Here is a 22,230-nt window from a genome sequence, read left to right as displayed (position 1 = left end):
GCCGAACCGCGCCAGCCGCCGGGCGACTGGAGCCATTGCGCGGCGATACCCGAGCACCAGGAGGAGGCGGAAGCGCTGGCCCTGGCCGATCTGCGCCGGGTGGCGCGGGACAACCGGGCTGAGCTGAACCGGCTGGCGGACAAGCTGGCGTCCGAGGCCGAGCGGATGGGTACGGGCCTTGGGCCCAGCGCGCTGCCGGCGTTGCGCCTTGAGGCGGTGGCGCGAGGTGTGGCGCGGTACTGGCACGAACGGCCGGCCGAGAGCATGCAGGCGGCGATACGCTTGCAGGGTGCGAGGAAGATCGGCCGCTATGGGACCGGCCCGCCCTCGTGATGGTGGCCGGGTAAGACTCGATCCTCACCCGCGACCGACAACCCCACTCCAACCCAGGTCCAGGGGCTGGTAGCCCCTGGCCGCCGGAGGCCTCTCCGATCCGTTGCGGTTATCGCGGGGCTGGGTTTAATCGCGGGCTGATGTTTACGGTCGAGGTGAAGTGATGATGCGTTCCTTTCTCCCGTTATCGGGCATGGATGTGCCGCGATTTGCGGGTTTGCCGAGTTTCATGCGTCTGCCGTTTCTCGGTCTTGAGGATTGGGCGGGGGTGGAGATCGGCATTATCGGCGTGCCGTGGGATGGCGGAACGACCAACCGCCCGGGCGCTAGGCATGGTCCGCGTCAATTGCGTGATGCTTCGACGATGATTCGCGTCTTGAATCAGGCAACAGGGGTGAGGCCGTTTCATACGGCCAATTGCGCCGATCTGGGCGATGTGCCCGTCAATCCGGCTGATCTCATGGACTCCCTGGCGCGGATAAAGGCGTTCTACGACGATGTGAAGGCCAGGGGCATCGTGCCGATGTCGGCAGGGGGCGACCATCTGGTCACCTTGCCGATACTGCGCGGACTGGCAAGCGAGGGAGCACCTTTGGGGCTCATCCATTACGATGCGCATACGGACTTCTACGACAGTTATTTCGGCGGCTTCGCCTATACGCACGGCACGCCGTTCAGGCGGGCGGTGGAGGAGGGTCTGCTCGATCCCAAGCGGATCGTGCAGATCGGCATTCGCGGCACGGCCTATGATGGCGAGGACGTGGAGTTCGCCCGAAGCATTGGCGTGCGCATCTTCATGATCGAGGAGGTCATGGACAAGGGCGCCGATGCGGTGATGGCGGAAGCACGCGCCATCGTGGGTGACCAGCCTACTTATGTGAGCTTCGACATTGACGGGATCGACCCGTCGCAAGCGCCTGGCACCGGCACGCCCGAGATTGGTGGGCTCTTGACGCACATGGCGCAACGGATGGTTAGGCAGCTGGACGGGCTGAACCTGGTAGGGGCGGATCTGGTCGAAGTGAGCCCGCCTTTCGATCCCTCGGGCGGGACGGCCTGGGTGGGCGTCAACATCATGTTCGAGCTGCTCTGCGTCCTCTCTGGCGCCGTTGCGGCCAGGAGGGCATGAGCCTTCGGATCAGCCGGCGCTGAAGAGGCGGTCGCCTTGTTCGTCGATGACCTGCCGGGCCTTTTGGATGGCGAAGGCCTTGGCGTCATCGGCGGAGGCGTGGGTATCGGCGCGGATGAGATCGTGCGTGCGTGTTTCGCCCGCCAGTTCCTTCTCGATGAGCGCAGCGGTGAGGTACTGGCTGCCGTGCGGTCTTGGGGCGGGGATGATCGTGAAGCCCTTATATTCGACGGCCTGGCTGCGATCGGGCGGGCTCGGTGCCTTGTCCGTTCCGCTGGAGCTGCTGCCAAAGAGCCTGCCGAAGAGCTTGCCGAGCGCCATCGCCGTCCATCCATCCGTGAACCGATCGGGCGATCGGGGTCGCCCTGGGCCTACATAGTCGTTGCGGGCCTGATCCCCAACAGCGTCCGGTGGCAACAACCGGGCTCAGGCGTGGGTCAAATAGAAGGGATCGGACGGGGTCGCGACGAGATCCCAGGCGAGGCGGCCGCCGACGAGGAGGACGATCAGCGCCAGGAGGATGCGCAGGTGGTCGCCGCGCAGATAGGCGCCGGCCCGGCTGCCCAACTGGGCGCCGAGCACGCCGCCGGCGATCAGAAGCATGGCGAGGACGATGTCCACCGTGGCGTTGGTGGCTGCCTGGAGGAGGCCGGTGATCGCCGAGACGAAGCAGAGTTGGAAGAGCGAGGTGCCGACAACGACGCTCGTCGGCATGCCGATCAGGTAGATCATGGCGGGGATGAGGATGAAACCGCCGCCGATGCCCATGACGGCGTTGAGGATGCCGATGGCGGCACCGATCACAAAGGGGGTGATCATCGAGATGTAGAGGCGCGAATGGGGGAAGCGCATCTTGAGTGGCAGGCGATGGAGCCAGTAATGCTGGTGGAGTCGCCTGGCGCCGGTGCCGGACCGGCGGCGAGTGCGCAGCATGGCATTCAACGCTTCGACGAACATCAGGAGGCCGACGGAGCCCAGGAGAAAGACGTAGGAGAGGCTGATGACGGTGTCGATCTGGCCGACGCTTCGAAGCCAGCGAAAGACTAGGATGCCCAGGGCCGAGCCGACGATGCCGCCGACGACGAGGATGCTGCCCATCCTGAGATCGACCGTGCCGCGTCGCAGATGGGCAAGGGCGCCCGAGACCGAAGAGGCCGTGACCTGCACGGCACCGGTGCCGACGGCCACGGCTGGCGGGACGCCTATGAAGATCAGGAGCGGGGTCATCAGGAATCCGCCGCCGACGCCGAACACGCCTGAAAGGAAGCCCACGCCGCTGCCGATCAGGAGGAGAAGGAAGAGGTTGAGGGACACCTCGGCGATCGGCAGGTAGATGTCCACTCAAGGACTCCCAACGGTGGCTGAGTGCGGGGTTAGCCGAATGGGCCGCCGAAGTCATCCCATGGTTGATGGTCGCGGGATGCGCCGCACAGTCCCTTGCCGGCTGCGACGTTTTTGCAGGTGCTGCTCTGGGCAGGCGGGCTTGCTGTCGGGCGGCGGCGCTTTGCGCTAGGTGAGGCCTTGGAGTGCTGCCGGCGGTGGCCCCGGAATTTGGTAAAGCGGGAGGAGACGGTGATGAGCGATATCTGGTTCAAGGTTGGCGAGGCCACGGATTTTTCCAACAGTGAGGCCACGATCGCCATGCCCGAAGTGCTGATCGGCTCGGTCAAGGGTCCGGTCGGCCAGGCCTTCGCCTCGATGATGGGGCAGGTCGAGGGTCATACGCGGATGTTTGTCGTCCGCGACTGCAATCAGTTGGTCAAGCCGGCGGCAATGATGACGACGAAGGCCACAATCCGCTCCGCCCGTTACGTCGAGTTTCTGGGCGGCGTCGTGCAGGCGGCGATCGGCGATGCAATTTTGGATTCGGTGATCGAGGGGGTCATTCCCAAGGACGAGACCGAGACGCTCTGCATGATCGTCATGGTCTGGCTCGATCCCTCCTGCGGCGAGGAGACGACCGAGGTCGACAAGAAGGAGCTTTATCGCTCGAACTACGATGCGACCAAGCTGGCGATCGGTCGCGCGATGCGGGGCGAACCCTCGATCGACGAGTTGATCGCCAACCGCAAGTCGGTCAAGCATTATGCTCTTGAGGATGTCGTCGAGTATTGAGCCCATGGGGTCCCGCCCTGGCGGGCGTGACGGCCGGTGATGGCAAAGAGCAGCGGGGGAAGCCGTCTTTCATGGCCACTCGATTGACGCGCCTTGCGGGTGATGGCGAGGCAAGCTCCTCCAGGGGCTCCGTGTACGGGCGCGACCGGCGGCTGCGCCAGCCGGTCTTCGCGCCCGACGCCCGCTTTCCGCTCGACGAGGCGACCGTCGGCGATGGACGCCAATTGCTGGCCAGCCTCGCGGACGGCAGCATGCCCCTTTGCATCTTCGATCCGCAATATCGTGGCGTCATGGACCGCCAGAAATACGGCAATGAAGGCAGCCGGCAGCGGCAGCGGGCGATGCTCAGGCAGATGGACGAGGCCGAGATCCAGTCTTTCCTCGGCGAGATCGACCGAGTGCTGATGCCCTCGGGCCATCTGTTGCTCTGGGTCGACAAGTTCCACCTTTGCATGGGCGTGCAGTCTTGGCTGGCCGGCACGGCTTTATCGAGCGTCGATCTGATCGTCTGGAAGAAGAAGAAGCTCGGCATGGGCTATCGCACGCGGCGGATCAGCGAATATCTCCTGGTGCTGCAAAAGGCGCCGCTCCGCGCCAAGGGCGTCTGGCGGGCGCACGACATCCCCGACGTCGTCGAGGAAGCAGCCCCCCCGGGGTTCACCCATGCCAAGCCCATCGCATTGCAGGCGAGGCTGATCGCCTGTCTCACCAACGAAGGCGACGTCGTCCTGGACCCGGCGGCCGGCAGTTTCAGCGTGCTGGAGGCCTGCCATCGCGTGGAGCGACGTTTCCTCGGCTGCGACCTGCGGTCGTGAGTGGCAAGAGTGCCGCGCGACGCCGGCCACAGGGGGCGTCCCGAGCGCGAACCGCCGCTAGAGGAGAGCCTCGTCGTCGACCAGTTCCCATTGCGGCACCGACCAGCGCTCGCGGCGCCGGCGTAAACCTTCGATGGTGTCGCGTAGCCAGGGCGGCGACGGACCACCGACGCTTACCTGGTCGATGCCCACCTGGTGAAGCGCGCGCAGACATTCGGCATCGGCCATCGGGGTGATCATGACGACGTGGCAATCGCGACTGCTGGCGTCTCGCAGGCTGTGCAGCCGCCGGACGAAGTCGATGCCGTCCAGATCGGGCGGTTGATGCATGAGGAGCACCAGATCGAAGCGATCGCGGCAGAGCAGCGCCAAGGCGCCCTCGGCGTGATCGGCCGTTTCAACCTGGCCGACGCCGAAAGCCTCGAGTGCGCCAGCCAGCCGCCAAGCAAAAAGGCTGGAGGCCGCCACGATCATGGTGCGCAAGCCTTGCGGGGCCGCATCCATCTCAGCCGTCATCGCCGTCTCCGTCAGGCCAGGGCAGGCGAATCGGTTCTAGAGCCGCAGGGCTAAGGATCTCTTAACGGCGGACTGCGCCAAGCGTGGGACGGCCAAGCATTTTTGCCGTGGCGCCCCTTAAGCGCGCACGAGGAGACTCTCGCGGATGGCGCGAATGGCATCCTCGTAGGGCGGCCGCTTGAAGATCGCCGAGCCCGCGACCAGCACGTCCGCGCCGGCGCGGACGACGAGCGGCGCTGTCTCGGCATCGATGCCGCCATCGACCTCGATACGGATGGGCCGGCCGCCGACCATCGCCTTGACGCGGCGGACCTTCTCGATCTGGCTGTGAATGAATTTCTGCCCGCCGAAGCCGGGGTTGACGGTCATCACCAAGATGAGATCCAGCTTATCCAGGACATATTCGAGCACGCTCTCGGGCGTGCTTGGATTGAGTGCCACGCCGCATTTCTTGCCCAGCGCCCGGATTGCCTGGAGCGAGCGATCCAGATGCGGCCCGGCCTCGGCATGGACGGTGATGAGATCCGCCCCTGCCTTGGCAAAGGCCTCGAGATAGGGATCGGCCGGGCTGATCATGAGGTGGCAGTCGAAAAGCTTGGTCGTCGACCCGCGAACGGCCTTCACCGCATCCGGACCAAAGGTGATGTTGGGCACGAAATGACCGTCCATCACGTCCAGATGGATCCAATCCGCCCCCGCGTCGGCCACGTTCGCCACCTCGGTGCCGAGTTGTGCGAAATCGGACGCCAGGATGGAGGGCGCGATCAGAACCTTCTTCTTGTCGATGCTCATGCTCTATTTCTCCATGCCGGGCTGGCCCGCCCCCTGAGCGTCGGGCACGCCTTCCGGCCATCCCTCGATACCGCCCCTAAAAACGCGACTCTGTCTGATCTCGCCTTCCTGGATCGTGGTCAAGCTCTCCTTGGTCAAGGGTTTGTCCTTCTCCTGGAAGAGCCGAATCGCCTGACGCATGCGCGCTCTGTCCAGCGCGTTGCGAATCGAGCGGGCATTGGCGAAGTGCGGCTGATTCATGCGGATCTTCACATAATCGGCGAAGGCCGCCCTCGCTTTGGCGTCGAAGCGATAATTCTGCCGGGCCAGCATCAATTCGCCGATCTCGAGCAGCTCCGCGGCGCCATAGTCGGGGAAATCGATATGGTGGGCGACGCGCGAGCGAAAGCCGGGATTGGCTGTGAAGAACTTCGCCATCTTGTCGGCATAACCGGCCACGACCACGACCAGGTCGTCCCTTTGATTCTCCATGATCTGCAAAAGGATCTCGATGGCCTCGGCCCCATAGTCGCGCTCGTTCTCCGGCCGGAACAGATAATAGGCCTCGTCGATGAAGAGCACGCCACCCATGGCCCGTTTCAAGATCTCCTTCGTCTTGGGCGCCGTGTGGCCGATATACTGGCCCACCATGTCGTCCCTGGTGACGGCAACCAGCCGGTCCGTACGGATATAGCCCAGCTGGTGGAGGATCTGCGCCATGCGCATGGCAACCGTCGTCTTGCCCGTCCCCGGATTGCCCGTGAAGGACATATGGAGCGTCGGCGGCTCCGCCGTCAGGCCCAGTTGGCGGCGGACCTTGTCGACGATGAGCAAGGAGGCGATCTCGCGCACCCGGCCCTTGACGGGTGCCAGGCCGATAAGGTCGCGATCGAGCCTGGCAAAGACCTCGGGGATGCCGCTCTTTTCATAAATCTCGGCCAGGCTCCCGGGCAGCTCGCCCTCGGGCAGGTCGATATCGTCCAGCGCCTGCCGCCGCTCCTCGGGACGCGCCTGTACCGGTGCATGCATCGAGAAGGCCATGACCTGTCCTCCCTTGTCGTTTCCAGCCCAAAACGACGGCGGAGGGCGCCCCCCGGCCGCCCTCCCCCTCGCGTGTCGCCCCAAGGCTCAGTAGCGCTGGCCCGCCGGCTTCTGAGTCGCGTACGGGCGCAGGGTGTACTGTACTGTCCGCCCGTGCGTCTCATTGCGCTCGAGGTGGTAGCCAGGCTCCTCCTTCGGGCGATTGACGATGAAGGAGATGCGCAAAGATTCCCAACCGGCCGTCGAATCGAAGGCGGAGATGCGGATATAATGATTGGGAAACACCTTCTTGCAGGCCTCGAGCTCGGTGATGACACCGGCCGGATCGGCCAAATCGAACATCGGCAGATCCCACATCTCCCAATAGGTGTTCCTGGGATGCGGATCGTCGGTGTACTCGATGTTCACGGCCCAGCCATTGTCGAAGCAGTATTTCACCTGCGCGCGGATCTGCTCGTCGGTCAGATCGGGTAGAAAGCTGAACGTCCCCTGCGTCATGGGCATCGGATCAAGTCCTCATCTTGGCAGTGCGCGGTCCAGAAAGGCCGTCCTTTCTGGAAATAAAGGGGCGCTTGCGGCCCCGCCGGTCTGGTGACAGCGGAGCGCATGCGGCCCGGCTGTTTCTGGCAGGGTCAGGCCATAGCCGTGGCCGTAGGCGCGAAGTCCGGCGCGTCGGTCGAGGTATAGTCGAAGGTGATGTCCTTCCAGGTCGAGAGTGCCTGGGCCAGCGGCTGACAGAACTTGCCGGCCTTCTCCAGAATCTCCGGACCTTCCGCCTTGATATCGCGCCCCTCGTTGCGTGCCAGGATCATGGCTTCCAACGCCACGCGGTTGGCGACGGCGCCGGCGGCGATGCCCATCGGATGACCGATCGTGCCGCCGCCGAACTGCAGGACGCAATCCTCGCCCAGAAGGTCGATCAGCTGGTGCATCTGGCCCGCATGGATACCGCCCGAGGCAACGGGCATGACCTTGCGCGTGGACGCCCAGGGCTGGTCGAAGAAGACCCCATGCTCCAACTTCCTGGGCACGAAATCCTCGCGCAGAATGTCGTAAAAACCCCGTGTCGTGTTCGGATCGCCCTCGAGTTTGCCCACGACCGTGCCGGCATGGATGTGATCGACACCGGCAAGGCGCATCCATTTCGAGATGACGCGGAAGCTGACGCCATGGCTCTTCTGGCGCGTATAGGTGCTGTGGCCCGCGCGGTGCAGATGGAGGATCATGTCGTTGCGGCGCGCCCATTTCGACATGGACTGGATCGCCGTGTAGCCGATCACGAGATCGATCATGACGATCGTCGAGCCGAGTTCCTTGGCGAATTCGGCGCGCTCGTACATGTCCTCCATGGTGGCGGCAGTGACGTTGAGATAGGTACCCTTGATCTCGCCCGAGGCTGCCTCGGCCTTCTTCACCGCTTCCATGCAGTAGAGAAAGCGGTCGCGCCAATGCATGAAGGGCTGGGAATTGATGTTCTCATCGTCCTTCGTGAAGTCGAGGCCGCCCTTGAGGGCCTCATAGACGACGCGGCCATAATTGCGGCCCGACAGGCCTAGCTTGGGCTTCACGGTGGCACCCAGGAGAGGGCGGCCGAACTTGTCCAGCCGCTCGCGTTCAACGACGATGCCCGTGGCCGGGCCGTCGAAAGTCTTCACATAGGCAACCGGCAACCGCATGTCCTCGAGGCGCAGCGCCTTGAGGGGCTTGAAGCCGAAGACGTTGCCGATGATGGAGGCCGTCAGGTTGGCGATCGAGCCGGGCTCGAAGAGATCCAGATCATAGGCGATATAGGCGAACCACTGCTCGGGATTGCCCGGCACCTGCTCCACTTTGTAGGCCTTGGCCCGGTATTTGTCGCAGGCGGTCAGCCGGTCGGTCCAGACGACGGTCCAGGTGGCCGTCGAGCTCTCGCCGGCCACCGCCGCCGCGGCTTCGACAGCGTCCACGCCATCTTGGGGCGAGATGCGAAAGAGGGCGATGATGTCGGTATCCGACGGCTCATAGTCCGGCTGCCAGTATCCCATCTCCTTGTACTGCATCACGCCTGCCTTGTAGCGATCGGCGGCGCTGCGCTGGGCGGTCTCGGTAGCCATGTCTCAGCTTCCTTCAGATGAGGGCGTCATTGGGAGAATGTTGGCGGGTCAGGCCGCGAGCGCCGACGCGCTGGTCGCCGGATCGAGAGAGCCGCTTCGATAGCGGATCGCCATCTCCGCGAGCGGGACAGGCTTGATCTTCGCGGCGTTGCCGGCCGCGCCGAACTCCTCGAAGCGCCGGGCGCAAAGCCTGTCGAGCTCGGCCATGGCGGGCTTGAGGAAGTTCCTCGGATCGAACTCGGCCTTCTTCTCGAAGGCGACCTTGCGGAAATGCGCGGCCATGGCGAGGCGGCAGTCGGTGTCGATGTTGATCTTGCGGACACCGTGCTTGATGCCGACCTGGATTTCCTCGACCGGCACGCCCCAGGTCTGGGGCATCTCGCCACCAAACTCGTTGAAGAGCGCCTGGAGCTCCTGCGGCACGCTCGAGGAGCCGTGCATGACGAGATGTGTCGAGGGGAGTCGCTCGTGGATCGCCTTGACGACGTCCATGGCAAGCGTGTCGCCGGTCGGCTTTTGCGTGAACTTGTAGGCGCCGTGGCTGGTGCCGATGGCAACGGCCAGCGCGTCGACCTTGGTGCGCGTGACGAAATCGAGGGCCTGGTCCGGGTCGGTGAGCAACTGGTCGCGCTCGAGCCTGCCCTCGGCGCCGACGCCGTCCTCGGCCTCGCCCATGCCGGTCTCGAGCGAGCCCAGGCAGCCGAGCTCGCCCTCGACCGAGACGCCCACCGCATGCGCCAGGCGGGTGACCTCGCTCGTGACGTTGACATTATAGTCGTAGGTGGCGGGGGTCTTCATGTCCGCCTCGAGCGAGCCGTCCATCATCACCGAGGTAAAGCCGAACTGGATGGCCGAAAGGCAGGTCCCCGGCTCGTTGCCATGATCCTGATGCAGGCAGATCGGGATCTCGCTCCAGGTCTCGACGGCGGCCTGCACCATGCGCTTGAGCATGACGTCACCCGCATAGGACCGAGCCCCCCGACTGGCCTGGAGGATGACGGGGGCGTTGGTCCGCTGTGCCGCCCGCATGATGGCGACCAGCTGCTCCATGTTGTTGATGTTGAAGGCCGGCACGCCGTAGGTTTCCTCAGCGGCGTGATCCAGCAATTGACGAAGGCTGATCAGGGCCATGTAAGCTGCTCCCTTTTAGCTCTTGGTGGCTGTCTCGACGGCCGGTCGACCCCTTGGCCGGTACGGCGGCCGGCCCTTTTCGCAGGGACGGTCGTGACGAGGCACGATGCTTGCTCAGACCGCGTGGATGCCCTCTGCGGCCATGAGCATGTGATAGGCGATGAACAACTGCGTCAGGGCCAAGGGATGGCTCATCGCCGGCCCGTCATAGGCACCCAGCCGGGCCCGCATCTGGCTGGCCTCGGGGATGAGCGCCCAGAGCAAATCTTCCACCTTCAAGGCCCGGCGTTCGGGAATCGTGCCCGCTATCTCCAGGACATCGACGGGCTTGCCGTCAGTGTCGCGCGAGAGTTCCAGATGCAGCCCGGACTGCGCACTCATCCCGAGAATGGGCGTGAGATCGGGGTGCGGCAGCGTCGGACGCAGGATGTGGCGCACGTTCAAATGCGCGCCTGATTCCTCCATCTGCTCCAGCGGCGGAAAGAAATTGATGATGATGTCGGCGAAGGTGCGCTGCGGCTCGATATGCGTGGGGCTGTCGAAGCGCCTCTTGTCGAGCGCCCACATCACCTCGTCGCGGGTATAGCCGCGCCGCTCCGTGTCCCGCTTCACCTTCCAGCGGATGCGGAGCTTGGGATCGGGATCGAGGAAGACCTTGACGTCATAGCAATCGCGCATCGCCCGCGTGGCGTAGCCGAGCAGCCCCTCGACAATGATGTAAGGCTTGGGCGCAATGTAGTCCGGTCGGTCGAGCGTGCCGCGCTCATGGTTGTAGACGGGCTTCAAGATCGGCTGGCCCTGGCGCAGCAGCCTTAAATGCTGTTCCAGGATATCCATATGGTTGCAGCGCGGATCCAGGGCGGAGAGGCCGTTCTCGGCCCGCTCCCTACGATCGAAGGCGTGGTAATCGTCGGTGCAGATCGTGGCCACTCTGGCCGGCCCCAGGATCTGGGCGATGCCGCTCGTGAGCGTCGTCTTGCCGGCAGCGCTATCGCCGACGATACCCAGGATAACCGGCCGGCCGAGCGTCGTGGTGCGCGGCATCGTCAGGCCACCTGGCCCGGCCGGATGATGTGCGACGACCAGCGACGAGGCAGCCTTTCTGTGCCTCCCTTCGCCCCTTCGCGCCGTGCAGCCGGCATGTCGGCCTCCCACCATCTTCTTGCTCGTGGGCAGGAACGTGCCAAGACAAAGGCCGCCCAGAAACAGGCGTTCGGGTGGTCCGCAATATCTTAAGGGTGGGCGGCACCCTGCCCGATGGGGCTGGTGCCGCCAGGGTCAGGTCGCCAGGGCTGGCTGCTGCTGGGTGATGCAGTGAATGCCGCCGCCACCACGCAACAGATCTCGCACCTCGATCTGGACCACGCGGCGATCGGGGAAGAGACCAGATAGCGTTTTGTGGGCCGTGGTATCGGCGGGATCGGCGAAGCCCGGCATGACGATGCCGCCATTGGCGATATAAAAATTGATGTAGGAGTAGGTCAGCCTCCGGCCCTGCTCGTCCAATTGCGCCCTGGGCTGCGGCACGGTGACGACCTCGATCGCCTGGCCGCCAGCCGTCGTCGCCCCGCGCAGGATCTCGAGATTGGTCTCCAGGCCGGCATAATTGGCATCGCTCGGATCGTCGCTCGAAAGCGCCAGGATGGTGCCCGGCCGAACGAAGCAGGCGAGATTGTCGATATGACCGCTGGTCTCGTCGTCAACGAGCCCGAAGGGCAGCCAGATGAACTTCTCGATCGCCAGATAATCGCGCAGCACCCGCTCGATATCCGTCCGTTCGAGGCCGGGATTGCGCCTTTGGTCGAGTACCGAGGTCTCGCAAAGCAGGCAGGTGCCGGCACCGTCGACATGCAAGGCACCGCCCTCCATCACGATCGGCGCCTCGAAACGCTCTGCCCCCACATGCTCGAGGATCCGTCGCGCCATGAGGGCATCTTGGGCATAGTTCTCATAGACCTGCCCCCAGGCATTGAAACGCCAGTCGACACCGCCCAGGATCCCATCGGCTCTTGTAATGAAGGTCGGGCCTGAATCGCGAGTCCAGCTATCGTCGTGCGTCATCGAGACGACGCTGATATTGGCACCCTTGGCGAGCAGCGAGACGTCGGCCGCATTCTCGGGCTCGGTGATGATCGAGACGGGCTCGAACGCGGCGATGGCCTGGGCGATCTCGGCCGTCACCCGTCGCGCCTCCTCGATATGACCGCCCCAGATCGCCTCGCGGACCGGCCAGGCGAGCCAGCAGCGCTGATGCGGCTCCCATTCGGCTGGCATGTGAAAGCCGAGGTCGCGTGGCGTTTGGGAACTCAAGGGCAATCTCCTCTCAAGGCGGGCCACCCATGCTTCGCATGCGCACGCGGCGATCACTCGGGCACGGACTCTGCCGCGAGGCGGCCGCCGGCGCAACGTGCAAGGTGCCTCGCCACAGCGTTCAGGGCATGCCCTCATGGCGCGACGATGGCTGGTCAGGCCAGCGGGCACGGCCTAAGTCTCGAACCACAAGGGATCTTGCAGCCAGGATGGGAGGAACTCAGCTGATGAGCAGTTCAATCGAAACGAAGCTCGCCGAATTAGGCCTCAGCCTTCCGGCCGCGGCGGCACCGGCTGCCAATTACGTGCCCTGGACAGTCAGCGGCAATATCGTCCACATCTCTGGGCAATTGCCGATGCAGGACGGCAAGGTGGCCGTGCTCGGCAAGCTCGGCGAGAGCGTCGAGGTCGATGCCGGCCAGGAAGCCGCCAAGATCTGCGCGCTCAACATCCTGGCCCAGCTCAAGGCGGCCTGCGGCGGCGATCTCGGCCGGGCCCGGCGCTGCCTCAGGCTTGGTGGTTTCGTCAACGCCACCCCCAATTTCAGCGAGCATCCCAAGGTGATCAACGGGGCTTCCGACCTCATCGTCGCGGCGATGGGCGATGGCGGCCGCCATGCACGTTTCGCTGTCGGGGTGGCTGGACTTCCCTTTGGCGCCGCGGTCGAGGTCGACGGGACCTTCGAGATCGCCTGAGCCTTTTCAAGGAACGAGGCCCTTTGCAAGCGCGCCTGCTGGCCGGAATCAAGGAGATCGAGGCGTCCGCCTGGGACAGCCTGATCCCGGGCGACGATCCCTTCATCCGCCACGATTACCTGGCACTGCTCGAGCAGAGCGGGTCGGCGGCGACGAAGACCGGCTGGCAGCCGATCCACGTGCTGGTCGAGAACGAAGGTGAGCCCGTCGCGGCCGCACCGCTTTTTGCCAAGAGCCATTCATGGGGCGAATACGTCTTCGACCATGGCTGGGCGGACGCCTTGCAGCGCGCGGGCGGCAGCTATTACCCGAAACTGCAATGCGCGGTGCCGTTCACCCCCGTTCCCGGCCCCCGCCTCCTGGCCACCAGCGAGGCGGCGAGGCGCGATCTGGCGGGGGTGCTGGCGGGGCTGCCCGAGGCCTACGCCCTCTCCTCGCTGCACGTCACCTTCTGCGGCCAGGAGGAAAGCCGAGTGCTGGCCGAAGCAGGCTTCCTCGAGCGGCGCGGCATCCAGTACCACTGGCATAATCGCGGCTATCGAGACTTCCAGGATTTTCTCGACGCCTGCCGCAGCCAAAAGCGCAAGATGATCAGGAAGGAGCGCGAGGCGGTCCAAAAGGCCGGCATCGAGGTCGAGGTCCTGCATGGCGACCAACTGGACGCGGCGACGCTGGCCGGGTTTCACCCCTTCTATCTCTCGACGATCGACAAACGCTGGGGCCAGGCCTATCTCACCCGCCGCTTCTTTCGCGGCCTGGCCGACGGGCTCCGCCAGCGCGTCGTCTACGTCGTCGCGCGCAAAGAAGGCCAGATCGTCGGCGCCGCCCTCAATCTCTGGGGCGGCGATACCCTCTATGGCCGGCTTTGGGGCTGCCTCGAGGATTATCGCTTCCTGCATTTCGAGTGCTGCTATTATGCCGCCATCGAGTTCGCGATCGCGCACAAGATCGCCAGGGTGGAGGCTGGCGCGCAAGGCCAGCACAAGCTCATGCGCGGCTACGAGCCCGTGCCGACCTTCAGCGCGCATTATCTCCGCGAGCCCGCTTTTCGGAGCGCCGTCGAGCGCTTCTTGAAGGAAGAGCGAACGGCGATGGACGAACAGATCGAGGCCTCCCGCGAGCTCCTGCCTTTTCGCCGGCCGAACGAGGCCTGATGCGACCCGGCCGGGACATCGGGCGTTAACCGGGCGTTAAGCGCCTGACCTTATCCTTTCGGGCAATGGGCCGATGTGATCCGGCCTGCGGCAAGGAAGGCTTATGGCGCAGAGAGCCAAGATCGATCCCATTCACGAGGGTCTCGACCACCACCGGGCCGGCCGTCTCTCAGCGGCTGAAAAGATCTATCGGGCGATCTTACGCCGCCAGCCGCGCCATCTGGACGCGCTGCACCTCCTCGGGTTGAGCCTGCACGAACGCGGCCTGACCGAGGACGGCCTGGTCTACGTCCAGCGCGCGATCCACCTCCAGCCGCGGTTCGCACTTGCGCTGCGCACGCTTGGCGACATGTTGCGCTGCCACGACCGCCTGCTTGAGGCGCTCTTTGCCTATGACCGGGCGCTGCAGGTCCGGCCGGATTTCGTCGAGGCACTGGCCAATCGAGGCAATACGCTTTTTGCTCTCCGCCGCTACGATGAGGCACTTGCCGATTACGAGCGGGTGCTGGCGCTGAACGACAAGATCGCCAGCGTCTGGTCGGACCACGGCAACGCCCTCATGGGCATGGGCCGGTTGGACGAATCACTTGTCTCGCAGGATCGCGCCGTCGCAATGGCGCCCGGCATCGCCAAGTTCTGGAGCAATCGCGGCACTGTGCTCCGCGCGCTGGCGCGGCCCGACGAAGCGCTCGTTTGCTACGATCGCGCCATGGAACTGGGCGACCAGGCGGCCGCCCTCCTGGCCAAGCGGGGTAACGCGCTGCACGCGCTGGAGCGTGTGGACGAGGCAGCGGCGGCCTTCGATGCCGCCATCGCCCTCGAGCCCGACTGCTCCGAGCATTGGAGCAGTCGTGGATTGGTCGCAGACGGTGCTGCCAAGGCGCTCGGCTTTCATGAGCGCGCCCGCGAACTGGCGCCCGGCGACCCCGCCATCCAGACCAATCTCGGCAACACGCTCTTGGAACTCGAACGGTACGACGAGGCGGAGGCCGCATTCGAGCGGGCGACGGCGATCGCGCCAGGGCGGAATTACGTCCTCGGCAACCTGCTGGCACTCCGCTTGCGCCATGCCGACTGGCACGACCATGCCAGCTTGCTCGGTCGCGTCCAGGCGGCGACCGATGCCGGCGGCGCGGTCAGCCTGCCGTTCAACTCGCTTTACTGGTCCAGGGGGGCCCAGGACGATCGTCTGGTCGCCGGCGCGGTGGCCAGGACGCTGCCGCCGCTGCCCGCGGTCTGGCGGGGCAGGCCCTATCGCCACAGCCGGATCCGCCTTGCCTATGTGAGTTCGGATTTTCGCAACCATGTGACCGCGCAGCTGATGCAAGGCGTCATCGCCAGCCACGATCGCGACCGATTCGAGACTCTGGCGATCGACCTCTGGGCCGGCCCGGAGGACAGCAAGCGGGCGGCGCTCAAAGGGCTCTTTGGCACCTTCCTGCCGCTGGCCTCGGCCGATACGGCGACGATCACGCAAACAATGATCGACCACGAGGTCGACATAGCGGTCGATCTGAACGGCCACACCAAGGGCAACCGCATCAATATCTTCGCCCACCGCTCAGCGCCGGTTCAGGTGAGCTATCTGGCCAATCCGATGACGATGGCGCTCCCCTATATGGATTATATCCTGGCGGACCGACATGTCCTGCCGGTCGAGGACGAGCCCTTCTTCACCGAGAATGCGGCAAGGCTGCCCTTCAGCTACCAGCCGAACGACGATCAGCGGCCCATTGCCCAGCCACCGACTCGGGCCTCATGCGGCCTGCCAGCCAACGGTATCGTCTTTTGCGCCATGCATGCGGTGATGAAGATCAATCCAGCACTTTTCGACTGCTGGATGCGCCTTTTGGCAAGCGTGCCTGGCAGCGTTCTGTGGTTGCTCAAGACGGCCTCGCGGGCCACCGACAATCTGCGACGCGAGGCCTTTGCCCGTGGCATCGATCCGGCGAGGTTGGTCTTTGCCGACCCGGTCATACCCGAGCAGTATCTGGCTCGTCTCTCGATCGCCGATCTGTTCCTCGATGCCGTCCCCTTCAACGCGCACACCACCGCCAGCGACGCGCTTTGGGTCGGCCTGCCCTTGATCACCTGCACGGGAGGCAATTTCGCCGGCCGCGTCGCCACCAGCGTCCTCCATGCCATCGGCCTGCCCGAGCTGGCGACCCCCGACCTTGCGGCCTACGAGACCCTGGCGCGCGAGCTGGCCTTGGATGCCGATCGTCTCAGAACCTTAAGACTCGCTCTCTGGCTGAACCGCGGCAAAGCTCCTCTCTTCGACACGGTGCGCCACACCCGCTATCTCGAGCGTGCCTATACCACGATGTGGGAGCGCGCCGAAGCCGGCATGCCGCCTGAGAGCTTCGATGTCCCCGCCTGAGCTCGCCTCGAGCCCGATGCCGCAGACTGGCCCTCGCCCGGCTTTCGCGGCCGTTTTGCCACCCGGACCGCCGACCTCGTTCGTCGAGGAACTGCTGCACGATGCCCTGGCCCATCACCAGGCGGGCAACCTGACCGAGGCGGAGCGGTTCTACCGCGCGGTGCTGGACCGCGAGCCGAGGCAGCCCGACGCCCTGCATCTCCTGGGCCTTTGCCTGGCGGCGGTCGGGCGGGTCGAGGAGGGCATCTCGTCCGTTCGCCGGCTGCTGGCCTTCTGGCCCGACGACGCCCGGCCGCATTTCCTGCTCGGCAATCTCCTGGCCGAAAGCGGCCAGGCCGAGCAGGCCGTCCTGGCCTATGACACGGCGCTGGCCCTGGATGCCGACGGGCTGGAGGCCAGGGTCAACCGCGCCAATGTCCTGCAGCAGTTACAGCGATTTGCCGAGGCCCTGGAAGGCTACGACCAAGTTCTGGCGGCCGGCCTGCGGCTGGGCTCGGTGCTATCCAGCCGAGGCAATGTCCTGCACGCGCTGGGCCGGCACGAGGAAGCGCTCCTGGCGCATGACGAGGCGGTGGCGACAGCGCCTGGTGACGGAGCACTCTTGAGTAATCGCGGCATCGTGCTGGTGGCCCTTGGCCGTCTCGAGCAAGCCCGCGAATGTTATGAACAAGCCCTGGCGGCGTTGCCCTCGCACCCGGCCCTGCTCACCAATCTCGGCAACGTGCTGCACGACCTCGAGCGTTTCGCCGAGGCCAAGACCTGCTACGAGCGGGCACTGGCCGTGGCACCGGAAGACCCCACCGCCTGGACCAATCTCGGCACCGCGCTGGAATCCCTGGGTCGCGTCGGCGATGCGCTTGCCTGCTACGTGCGCTCGCTGGAACTGCGGCCCGCCTCGACCGGCACGCTTTCCAGCCTGGGCAATCTCCTGGTGCGGCTAAAGCGTCACGACGATGCGGCTTTGATCTTCGCGCGTCTGGTTGAACTCGCGCCTGACCATGACTATGCGCAAGGCAGCCTGCTGGCCGCCCGCCTGCGTTCCTGCGACTGGCAGGGTTATGACGAGCTGCTTGAGCGAACCCTGGCCGGCATCGATGCTGGCCGCCCGGTCGCCCTACCTTTCGTCGCGCTCCTATGGTCGCGTGGGCCTCAAGACGATCTCCGCGTCGCAGAGGCCACCGTCAGGCGACGCCATCCGGCCCGGCCCCCGCTCTGGCGGGGTCAGCGCTACCGCCATGAGCGGATAAGGCTGGCCTATGTGGGCACTGTCTTTAACGACCATGTCACCGCGCAGCTCATGGCTGGCGTCTTCGAGCAGCATGACCGCGACCGGTTCGAGACACTTGCCATCTCTTTTGGCCCCGACAGCCAAGATCCCCTGCAGGACCGCGTGCGCAGCGCCTTCGAGCGCTTCGTCGATGTCCGCGCGATGGGCGTGTCGGCCATCGCGCGGCTGATGCATGAGATGGAGATCGACATCGCGGTCGATCTCAACGGCCATACCGCCGATGCCCGCCTGGACATCTTCGCCCATCGGCCGGCCCCCTTGCAGGTCAATTATCTGAGCTATCCCGGCACGCTCGGCGCACCCTATCTCGACTATCTCATCGCCGACCGGCACATCGTGCCGCCGGCGGACGAGGCCTGCTACAGCGAGCAGGTCGCCCGCCTGCCCTTCTCCTACCAGCCCAATGACGACAAGCGCGTCATCGCCGCCGAGAGGCCGACGCGCGCCCAATGCGGCCTGCCGGAGGACGCCTTCGTCTTCTGCTCGTTCAACAACGCCGCCAAGCTCAACCCTGCCATGTTCGAAGCCTGGATGGACCTGCTACGCGACACGCCGAACAGCGTCCTCTGGCTGCTGCGGAGCAACGAGACGGTGGCGCTCAATCTGCGGCGCGAGGCCAGCGCGCGAAGCGTGGCGCCCGAGCGGCTCGTCTTCGCACCTTTCCTGGCGCAGGCGCAAAATCTGGCCCGTCTGGGGCTGGCGGATCTTTTTCTCGATTCGCTGCCCTTCAATGCCCACACGACCGCAAGCGATGCGCTCTGGGCGGGCGTGCCTCTACTTACTTGCACGGGCACTAACTTCGCCGGCCGCGTCGCCACGGGAGTCCTGCATGCCCTGGACCTTCCCGAACTCGTTACCGATTCGCTCGAAGCCTATCTGGCCTTGGCGAACCAGCTGGCAACGCAGCCTCGGCGCTTGAACGCCCTTAAGGCGCGACTGCGGGGCAATCGCCAAACTGCGCCTTTGTTCAACACGTCGATGTTCACCCGCCATCTCGAGGCTGCCTACCAGACCATGTGGCAACGCCATGAACAGGGCCTGCCGCCAAAGAGCTTCGACGTGCCGGCTTGACCGGCGGCAGCGGGCCTGGCCACGACCTCGGACGCTCGCCGAGCGCACACCAAGCGGCGACCGACCGAGCCGCAGGAAAACGCCCTCGCCCGCCACCGTCTTGGCGGGTGGGACGGCATGGCCTCCCGTCACCCTCCCCGCGCCGACCAAAAGCCCAAATGGCCCGGACCGCCATGGGCGAGACATATGCGGGCAATCGTGATGGGCAGCGCTTCGTCCGCCGCGACAAAGCCGGCACCCGCGGACGATCATCATGCCGATCACCTTGGGCCGCCTTGCGCCCTACCGCGCCCCGGGCCGGCAAGCCTCAGGCTTCAAGGCTCGCAAGATTAGCGAACACCATGGCAGGCCCCATCCCGGCGCCCGCGAGCGACAGCACGGCAGGCATTGGCATGGTTGAGCATCAAAATAGGGGATCGATGGGCAGGATATTGCTGCCAGACAGGATCTTGGAGTGCCTCCGTTCGCCGCCTATCCAATTAGATGGCCGGCCACTTGTCGCCTCGCAGATCTCTTGCGACCGACTGCCCGCCGGCATATCAGGCGTTGGGGATGCGTCGGCAGGCTCCGCTCCTCCGGCATCAGGCTCGGACGGATGCGGACGGACGGGGGATGCCTGCCGACCGGGCCGCTTTTCCTTCCGCCAAGCATCCATCGCTGGAGTGCCAGCCCGACGCGCCACGCCAGTGACCACAAAGGCCGATGGTCGCGAACTGGGCGCTTTTCGGGCTACTCACCTGCCGGACCGGTAGCGCGTGGTTCGACGTACCGCCTGCCGGCCGGCGGTCATCTCGTGCCGTCCGACGGGGACACTGACTCGGTCGGGCCGATCGCCTTCCTCTCAAGGCCTAGCGTCACTTCCAGGCCATGGATGGCATCGTCGACCGGCCGATCGGTGTCGGCTCGACAATGCCATCTTTGCGCAAGACCCTGACCGCATGTCGACGGCTCGTCCTCACGATGGATGCCAGTTGGCCTGCCGGGGCCACGGCCAAGGACGGCGTCCGACTCCCCCGAGACGTCAGTCGGCCGGCTCGGGTTCCGGCAGCTCGGCGATCGACTCGTCCTCGTCGACTTTGGTGGACCGGCTTCGCGGCGTGGCACTCTCGATGGTGAAGACGGGCTTGTCGTCCTCAATGCCGACCTTCACCTTCCCACCCTTGGCGAGCTTGCCGAAGAGCAGTTCGTCGGCCAGCGGGCGCTTGATATGCTCCTGGATGACGCGGCCGAGTGGCCTTGCGCCGTAGAGCGGATCGTAGCCCTTCTCGGCCAGCCAAGTACGTGCATCCTCGTCGAGATCGATGGTGACACGCCGGTCGGCCAGTTGAGCTGCCAGGTCCTTGACGAACTTATCGACGACCGAGGCGATGATCTCGAAGGTCAGGCCTCTGAAGGGGATGATCGAGTCCAGCCGATTGCGGAACTCGGGCGTGAAGATCCGCTTGATCGCCTCGGTATCCTCGCCCGTCCGGGCACTGGCGCCAAAGCCCATGGCCGGCTTGCTCATGTCCGAGGCACCGGCATTGGTCGTCATGATCAAGATGACGTTCCTGAAATCGACCGTCTTGCCGTTATTATCGGTGAGCTTGCCGTAATCCATCACCTGCAAAAGGATGTTGAAGACGTCGGGATGCGCCTTCTCGATCTCGTCCAGGAGAAGGACCGTGTGCGGGTGTTGGTCGACAGCATCGGTCAGGAGACCGCCCTGATCGAACCCGACATAGCCGGGCGGCGCGCCGATCAGGCGCGAGACAGCATGCCGCTCCATGTATTCCGACATGTCGAAGCGCGTGAGCTCGATCGACATGATCTTGGCCAGCTGCCTTGCGACCTCGGTCTTGCCGACGCCGGTCGGGCCCGAGAACAGATAGGAGCCGATCGGCTTTTGCGGATCGCGCAGGCCGGCCCGGCTGAGCTTGATCGCCGATGCTAGCGCCTCGATCGCCTCATCCTGGCCGTAGACCACGGCCTTCAGATCCTTGTCCAGCGACTTCAGCGCTTCCTTGTCGCGCGCATTGACAGCCTTGATCGGCACGCGCGCGATCTTGGCTACGATCTCCTCGATCTCCTTGGTCCCCACGACCTTGCGCCGCTGCGTCTCAGGCTTGAGCATCTGGGCCGCACCGACCTCGTCGATGACGTCGATCGCCTTATCGGGCAGCTTGCGGTCATGGATATAGCGGGTCGCGAGCTTGACCGCTGCCTTGAGCGCGCCATCGGTATATTTAATGCCGTGATGAGTCTCGAAGCTTGGCCGCAGGCCCGCGAGGATCTGCACGGCCTCGTCTTCCGAGGGTTCGGGCACATCGATCTTCTGGAAGCGACGGACGAGTGCCCGATCCTTCTCGAAATAGTTGCGGAATTCCTTGTAGGTCGTCGAGCCGATGCAGCGCAGGCTGCCATTGGCCAGCGCTGGCTTGAGAATGTTGGAGGCATCGAGCGAACCGCCGCTCGTCGCCCCGGCGCCGACGACCGTGTGGATCTCATCGATGAAGAGGACCGCACGGCGGTCCGCCTCAAGCTCGGTGATGACGGCCTTCAGACGTTCCTCGAAATCGCCCCGATAGCGGGTACCCGCCAGAAGCGCTCCCATGTCGAGCGCGAAGATCACGGATTCCTTGAGGACGTCCGGGACCTCGCCCTTGATAATCCGTAGTGCGAGGCCCTCGGCTATGGCCGTCTTACCGACGCCCGGATCGCCCACGAAAAGCGGGTTATTCTTCGAGCGGCGGCACAGGATCTGGATCGTGCGCTCGATCTCCTGGTCGCGGCCGACAAGCAGGTCGATGCGCCCGTCGCGCGCCTTGACGTTGAGGTTCACGCAATAGGTCTTGAGCGCCTCGCCCGTCCCGTCGCGCTTCTCCTCTTCCTTCTCGTCGGCACCTTTCACGGCTCGCTGCTCACCCATGCCCGGCTTCTTGGCGATGCCGTGGCTGATGTAGTTCACGGCATCGAGCCGCGACATGTTCTGCTCTTGAAGATAGAAGATCGCGTGGCTCTCGCGCTCGGAGAACATGGCGACCAGCACATTGGCACCCGTCACCTCGCCGCGGCCCGAGGACTGGACATGAATTGCGGCGCGCTGGATCACGCGCTGGAAGGCGGCTGTGGGCTTGGCGTCGACGACACCCTCGACGACCAGCCCGGTCAGTTCCTGGTCAACGAATTCGGTCAGGCTGCGCTTCAGGTCGTCGACTTCGACGGCACAGGCCTTGAGCACCGCCAGCGCATCCTGATCCTCGGCCAGGGCAAGAAGCAAATGTTCGAGCGTGGCGTATTCGTGCTGTCGGGCGTTTGCCAGGGCAAGGGCCCGGCGAAGGGTCTTCTCAAGGGTACGCGACAGCATCGGCATCAATGTTCGTCCCGTCTAGGAGTCCGGGTCGGAGCC

Annotated in this window: 19 protein-coding genes; 8 read left to right on the top strand and 11 right to left on the bottom strand. The window is 64.9% G+C overall.

The genetic code is table 11. The annotated features are described in order from the left end of the window. Window positions 1–333 (top strand): hypothetical protein (locus CFB17_RS19395; protein ID WP_165769705.1); only part of this gene is annotated, 333 nt, incomplete at its 5' end. A 166-nt stretch (window positions 334–499) separates the two neighbouring features. Continuing rightward, complete coding sequence (gene speB / locus CFB17_RS18235) at window positions 500–1,462, top strand: agmatinase (RefSeq protein WP_243389949.1); 963 nt, start codon at window positions 500–502, stop codon at window positions 1,460–1,462. Between the two features lie 9 nt (window positions 1,463–1,471). Here speB and CFB17_RS18230 read toward each other — a convergent pair whose 3' ends face one another. Next, on the bottom strand, window positions 1,472–1,783 hold the full coding sequence (locus CFB17_RS18230; RefSeq protein ID WP_088563008.1) for an HlyU family transcriptional regulator: 312 nt from the start codon (window positions 1,781–1,783) through the stop codon (window positions 1,472–1,474). 105 nt (window positions 1,784–1,888) lie between these two features. Continuing rightward, window positions 1,889–2,803, bottom strand: a complete 915-nt coding sequence (locus tag CFB17_RS18225) for a sulfite exporter TauE/SafE family protein (protein ID WP_088563007.1) — start codon at window positions 2,801–2,803, stop codon at window positions 1,889–1,891. 234 nt (window positions 2,804–3,037) lie between these two features. Between CFB17_RS18225 and fae the strand changes: the two genes are divergently transcribed. Both fae and CFB17_RS18215 read left to right on the top strand, forming a co-directional pair. Beyond that, window positions 3,038–3,577: a formaldehyde-activating enzyme gene (fae, locus tag CFB17_RS18220; protein WP_088563018.1), complete on the top strand. Its 540-nt coding sequence runs from the start codon at window positions 3,038–3,040 to the stop codon at window positions 3,575–3,577. A 71-nt stretch (window positions 3,578–3,648) separates the two neighbouring features. Beyond that, entirely contained in the window at window positions 3,649–4,392 is a 744-nt protein-coding gene (locus tag CFB17_RS18215; protein ID WP_088563006.1) for a DNA methyltransferase, read from the top strand. A gap of 57 nt (window positions 4,393–4,449) precedes the next feature. On the opposite strand, the gene CFB17_RS18210 is transcribed toward CFB17_RS18215, so the two are convergent. The 8 genes from CFB17_RS18210 to CFB17_RS18175 all read right to left on the bottom strand — a co-directional run bounded on the left by CFB17_RS18210 (window position 4,450) and on the right by CFB17_RS18175 (window position 12,254). Further along, window positions 4,450–4,908, bottom strand: a complete 459-nt coding sequence (locus CFB17_RS18210; RefSeq protein WP_088563005.1) for a response regulator — start codon at window positions 4,906–4,908, stop codon at window positions 4,450–4,452. Between the two features lie 117 nt (window positions 4,909–5,025). After that, complete coding sequence (gene rpe / locus CFB17_RS18205; RefSeq protein WP_088563004.1) at window positions 5,026–5,700, bottom strand: ribulose-phosphate 3-epimerase; 675 nt, start codon at window positions 5,698–5,700, stop codon at window positions 5,026–5,028. A gap of 3 nt (window positions 5,701–5,703) precedes the next feature. Next, window positions 5,704–6,720 (bottom strand): CbbX protein, encoded by a 1,017-nt coding sequence (gene cbbX / locus CFB17_RS18200; RefSeq protein WP_243389948.1) that lies wholly within the window; start codon window positions 6,718–6,720, stop codon window positions 5,704–5,706. A gap of 87 nt (window positions 6,721–6,807) precedes the next feature. Beyond that, window positions 6,808–7,224 carry a ribulose bisphosphate carboxylase small subunit gene (locus CFB17_RS18195; protein WP_088563003.1) on the bottom strand — a complete coding sequence of 139 codons (417 nt, stop codon included), beginning with the start codon at window positions 7,222–7,224 and terminating at the stop codon, window positions 6,808–6,810. Between the two features lie 128 nt (window positions 7,225–7,352). After that, on the bottom strand, window positions 7,353–8,813 hold the full coding sequence (locus CFB17_RS18190; protein WP_088563002.1) for a form I ribulose bisphosphate carboxylase large subunit: 1,461 nt from the start codon (window positions 8,811–8,813) through the stop codon (window positions 7,353–7,355). 48 nt (window positions 8,814–8,861) lie between these two features. After that, window positions 8,862–9,944 (bottom strand): class II fructose-bisphosphate aldolase, encoded by a 1,083-nt coding sequence (fba, locus tag CFB17_RS18185; RefSeq protein ID WP_088563001.1) that lies wholly within the window; start codon window positions 9,942–9,944, stop codon window positions 8,862–8,864. A 114-nt stretch (window positions 9,945–10,058) separates the two neighbouring features. Continuing rightward, window positions 10,059–10,988, bottom strand: coding sequence for a phosphoribulokinase (locus CFB17_RS18180; RefSeq protein ID WP_088563016.1), 930 nt, complete (start codon window positions 10,986–10,988; stop codon window positions 10,059–10,061). 234 nt (window positions 10,989–11,222) lie between these two features. Further along, entirely contained in the window at window positions 11,223–12,254 is a 1,032-nt protein-coding gene (locus CFB17_RS18175) for an agmatine deiminase family protein (RefSeq protein WP_243389947.1), read from the bottom strand. A gap of 227 nt (window positions 12,255–12,481) precedes the next feature. Here CFB17_RS18175 and CFB17_RS18170 point away from each other — a divergent pair, with 227 nt between their 5' ends. The 4 genes from CFB17_RS18170 to CFB17_RS18155 all read left to right on the top strand — a co-directional run bounded on the left by CFB17_RS18170 (window position 12,482) and on the right by CFB17_RS18155 (window position 18,842). Continuing rightward, complete coding sequence (locus CFB17_RS18170; RefSeq protein ID WP_088563000.1) at window positions 12,482–12,949, top strand: RidA family protein; 468 nt, start codon at window positions 12,482–12,484, stop codon at window positions 12,947–12,949. Between the two features lie 23 nt (window positions 12,950–12,972). Beyond that, on the top strand, window positions 12,973–14,103 hold the full coding sequence (locus CFB17_RS18165) for a GNAT family N-acetyltransferase (RefSeq protein ID WP_088562999.1): 1,131 nt from the start codon (window positions 12,973–12,975) through the stop codon (window positions 14,101–14,103). A 103-nt stretch (window positions 14,104–14,206) separates the two neighbouring features. After that, the gene (locus CFB17_RS18160; RefSeq protein WP_088562998.1) at window positions 14,207–16,483 is read left to right on the top strand and encodes a tetratricopeptide repeat protein; all 2,277 of its coding nucleotides are present in this window, start codon (window positions 14,207–14,209) and stop codon (window positions 16,481–16,483) included. Further along, window positions 16,470–18,842, top strand: coding sequence for a tetratricopeptide repeat protein (locus CFB17_RS18155; protein ID WP_088562997.1), 2,373 nt, complete (start codon window positions 16,470–16,472; stop codon window positions 18,840–18,842). Before CFB17_RS18160 ends, CFB17_RS18155 begins: the two co-directional genes overlap by 14 nt. 1,021 nt (window positions 18,843–19,863) lie before the next feature. Here the strand turns inward: CFB17_RS18155 and clpA are convergent. Then, window positions 19,864–22,188: an ATP-dependent Clp protease ATP-binding subunit ClpA gene (clpA, locus tag CFB17_RS18150; RefSeq protein ID WP_088562996.1), complete on the bottom strand. Its 2,325-nt coding sequence runs from the start codon at window positions 22,186–22,188 to the stop codon at window positions 19,864–19,866. Window positions 22,189–22,230: the final 42 nt, after the last annotated feature.

The sequence above is a fragment of the Arboricoccus pini genome (genome assembly GCF_900187945.1).
Taxonomy (GTDB): Bacteria; Pseudomonadota; Alphaproteobacteria; order Geminicoccales; family Geminicoccaceae; genus Arboricoccus; species Arboricoccus pini.
The sequence above is the reverse complement of the archived record's forward strand: the minus strand, read 5'-3'. Positions and strand labels throughout refer to the sequence as shown.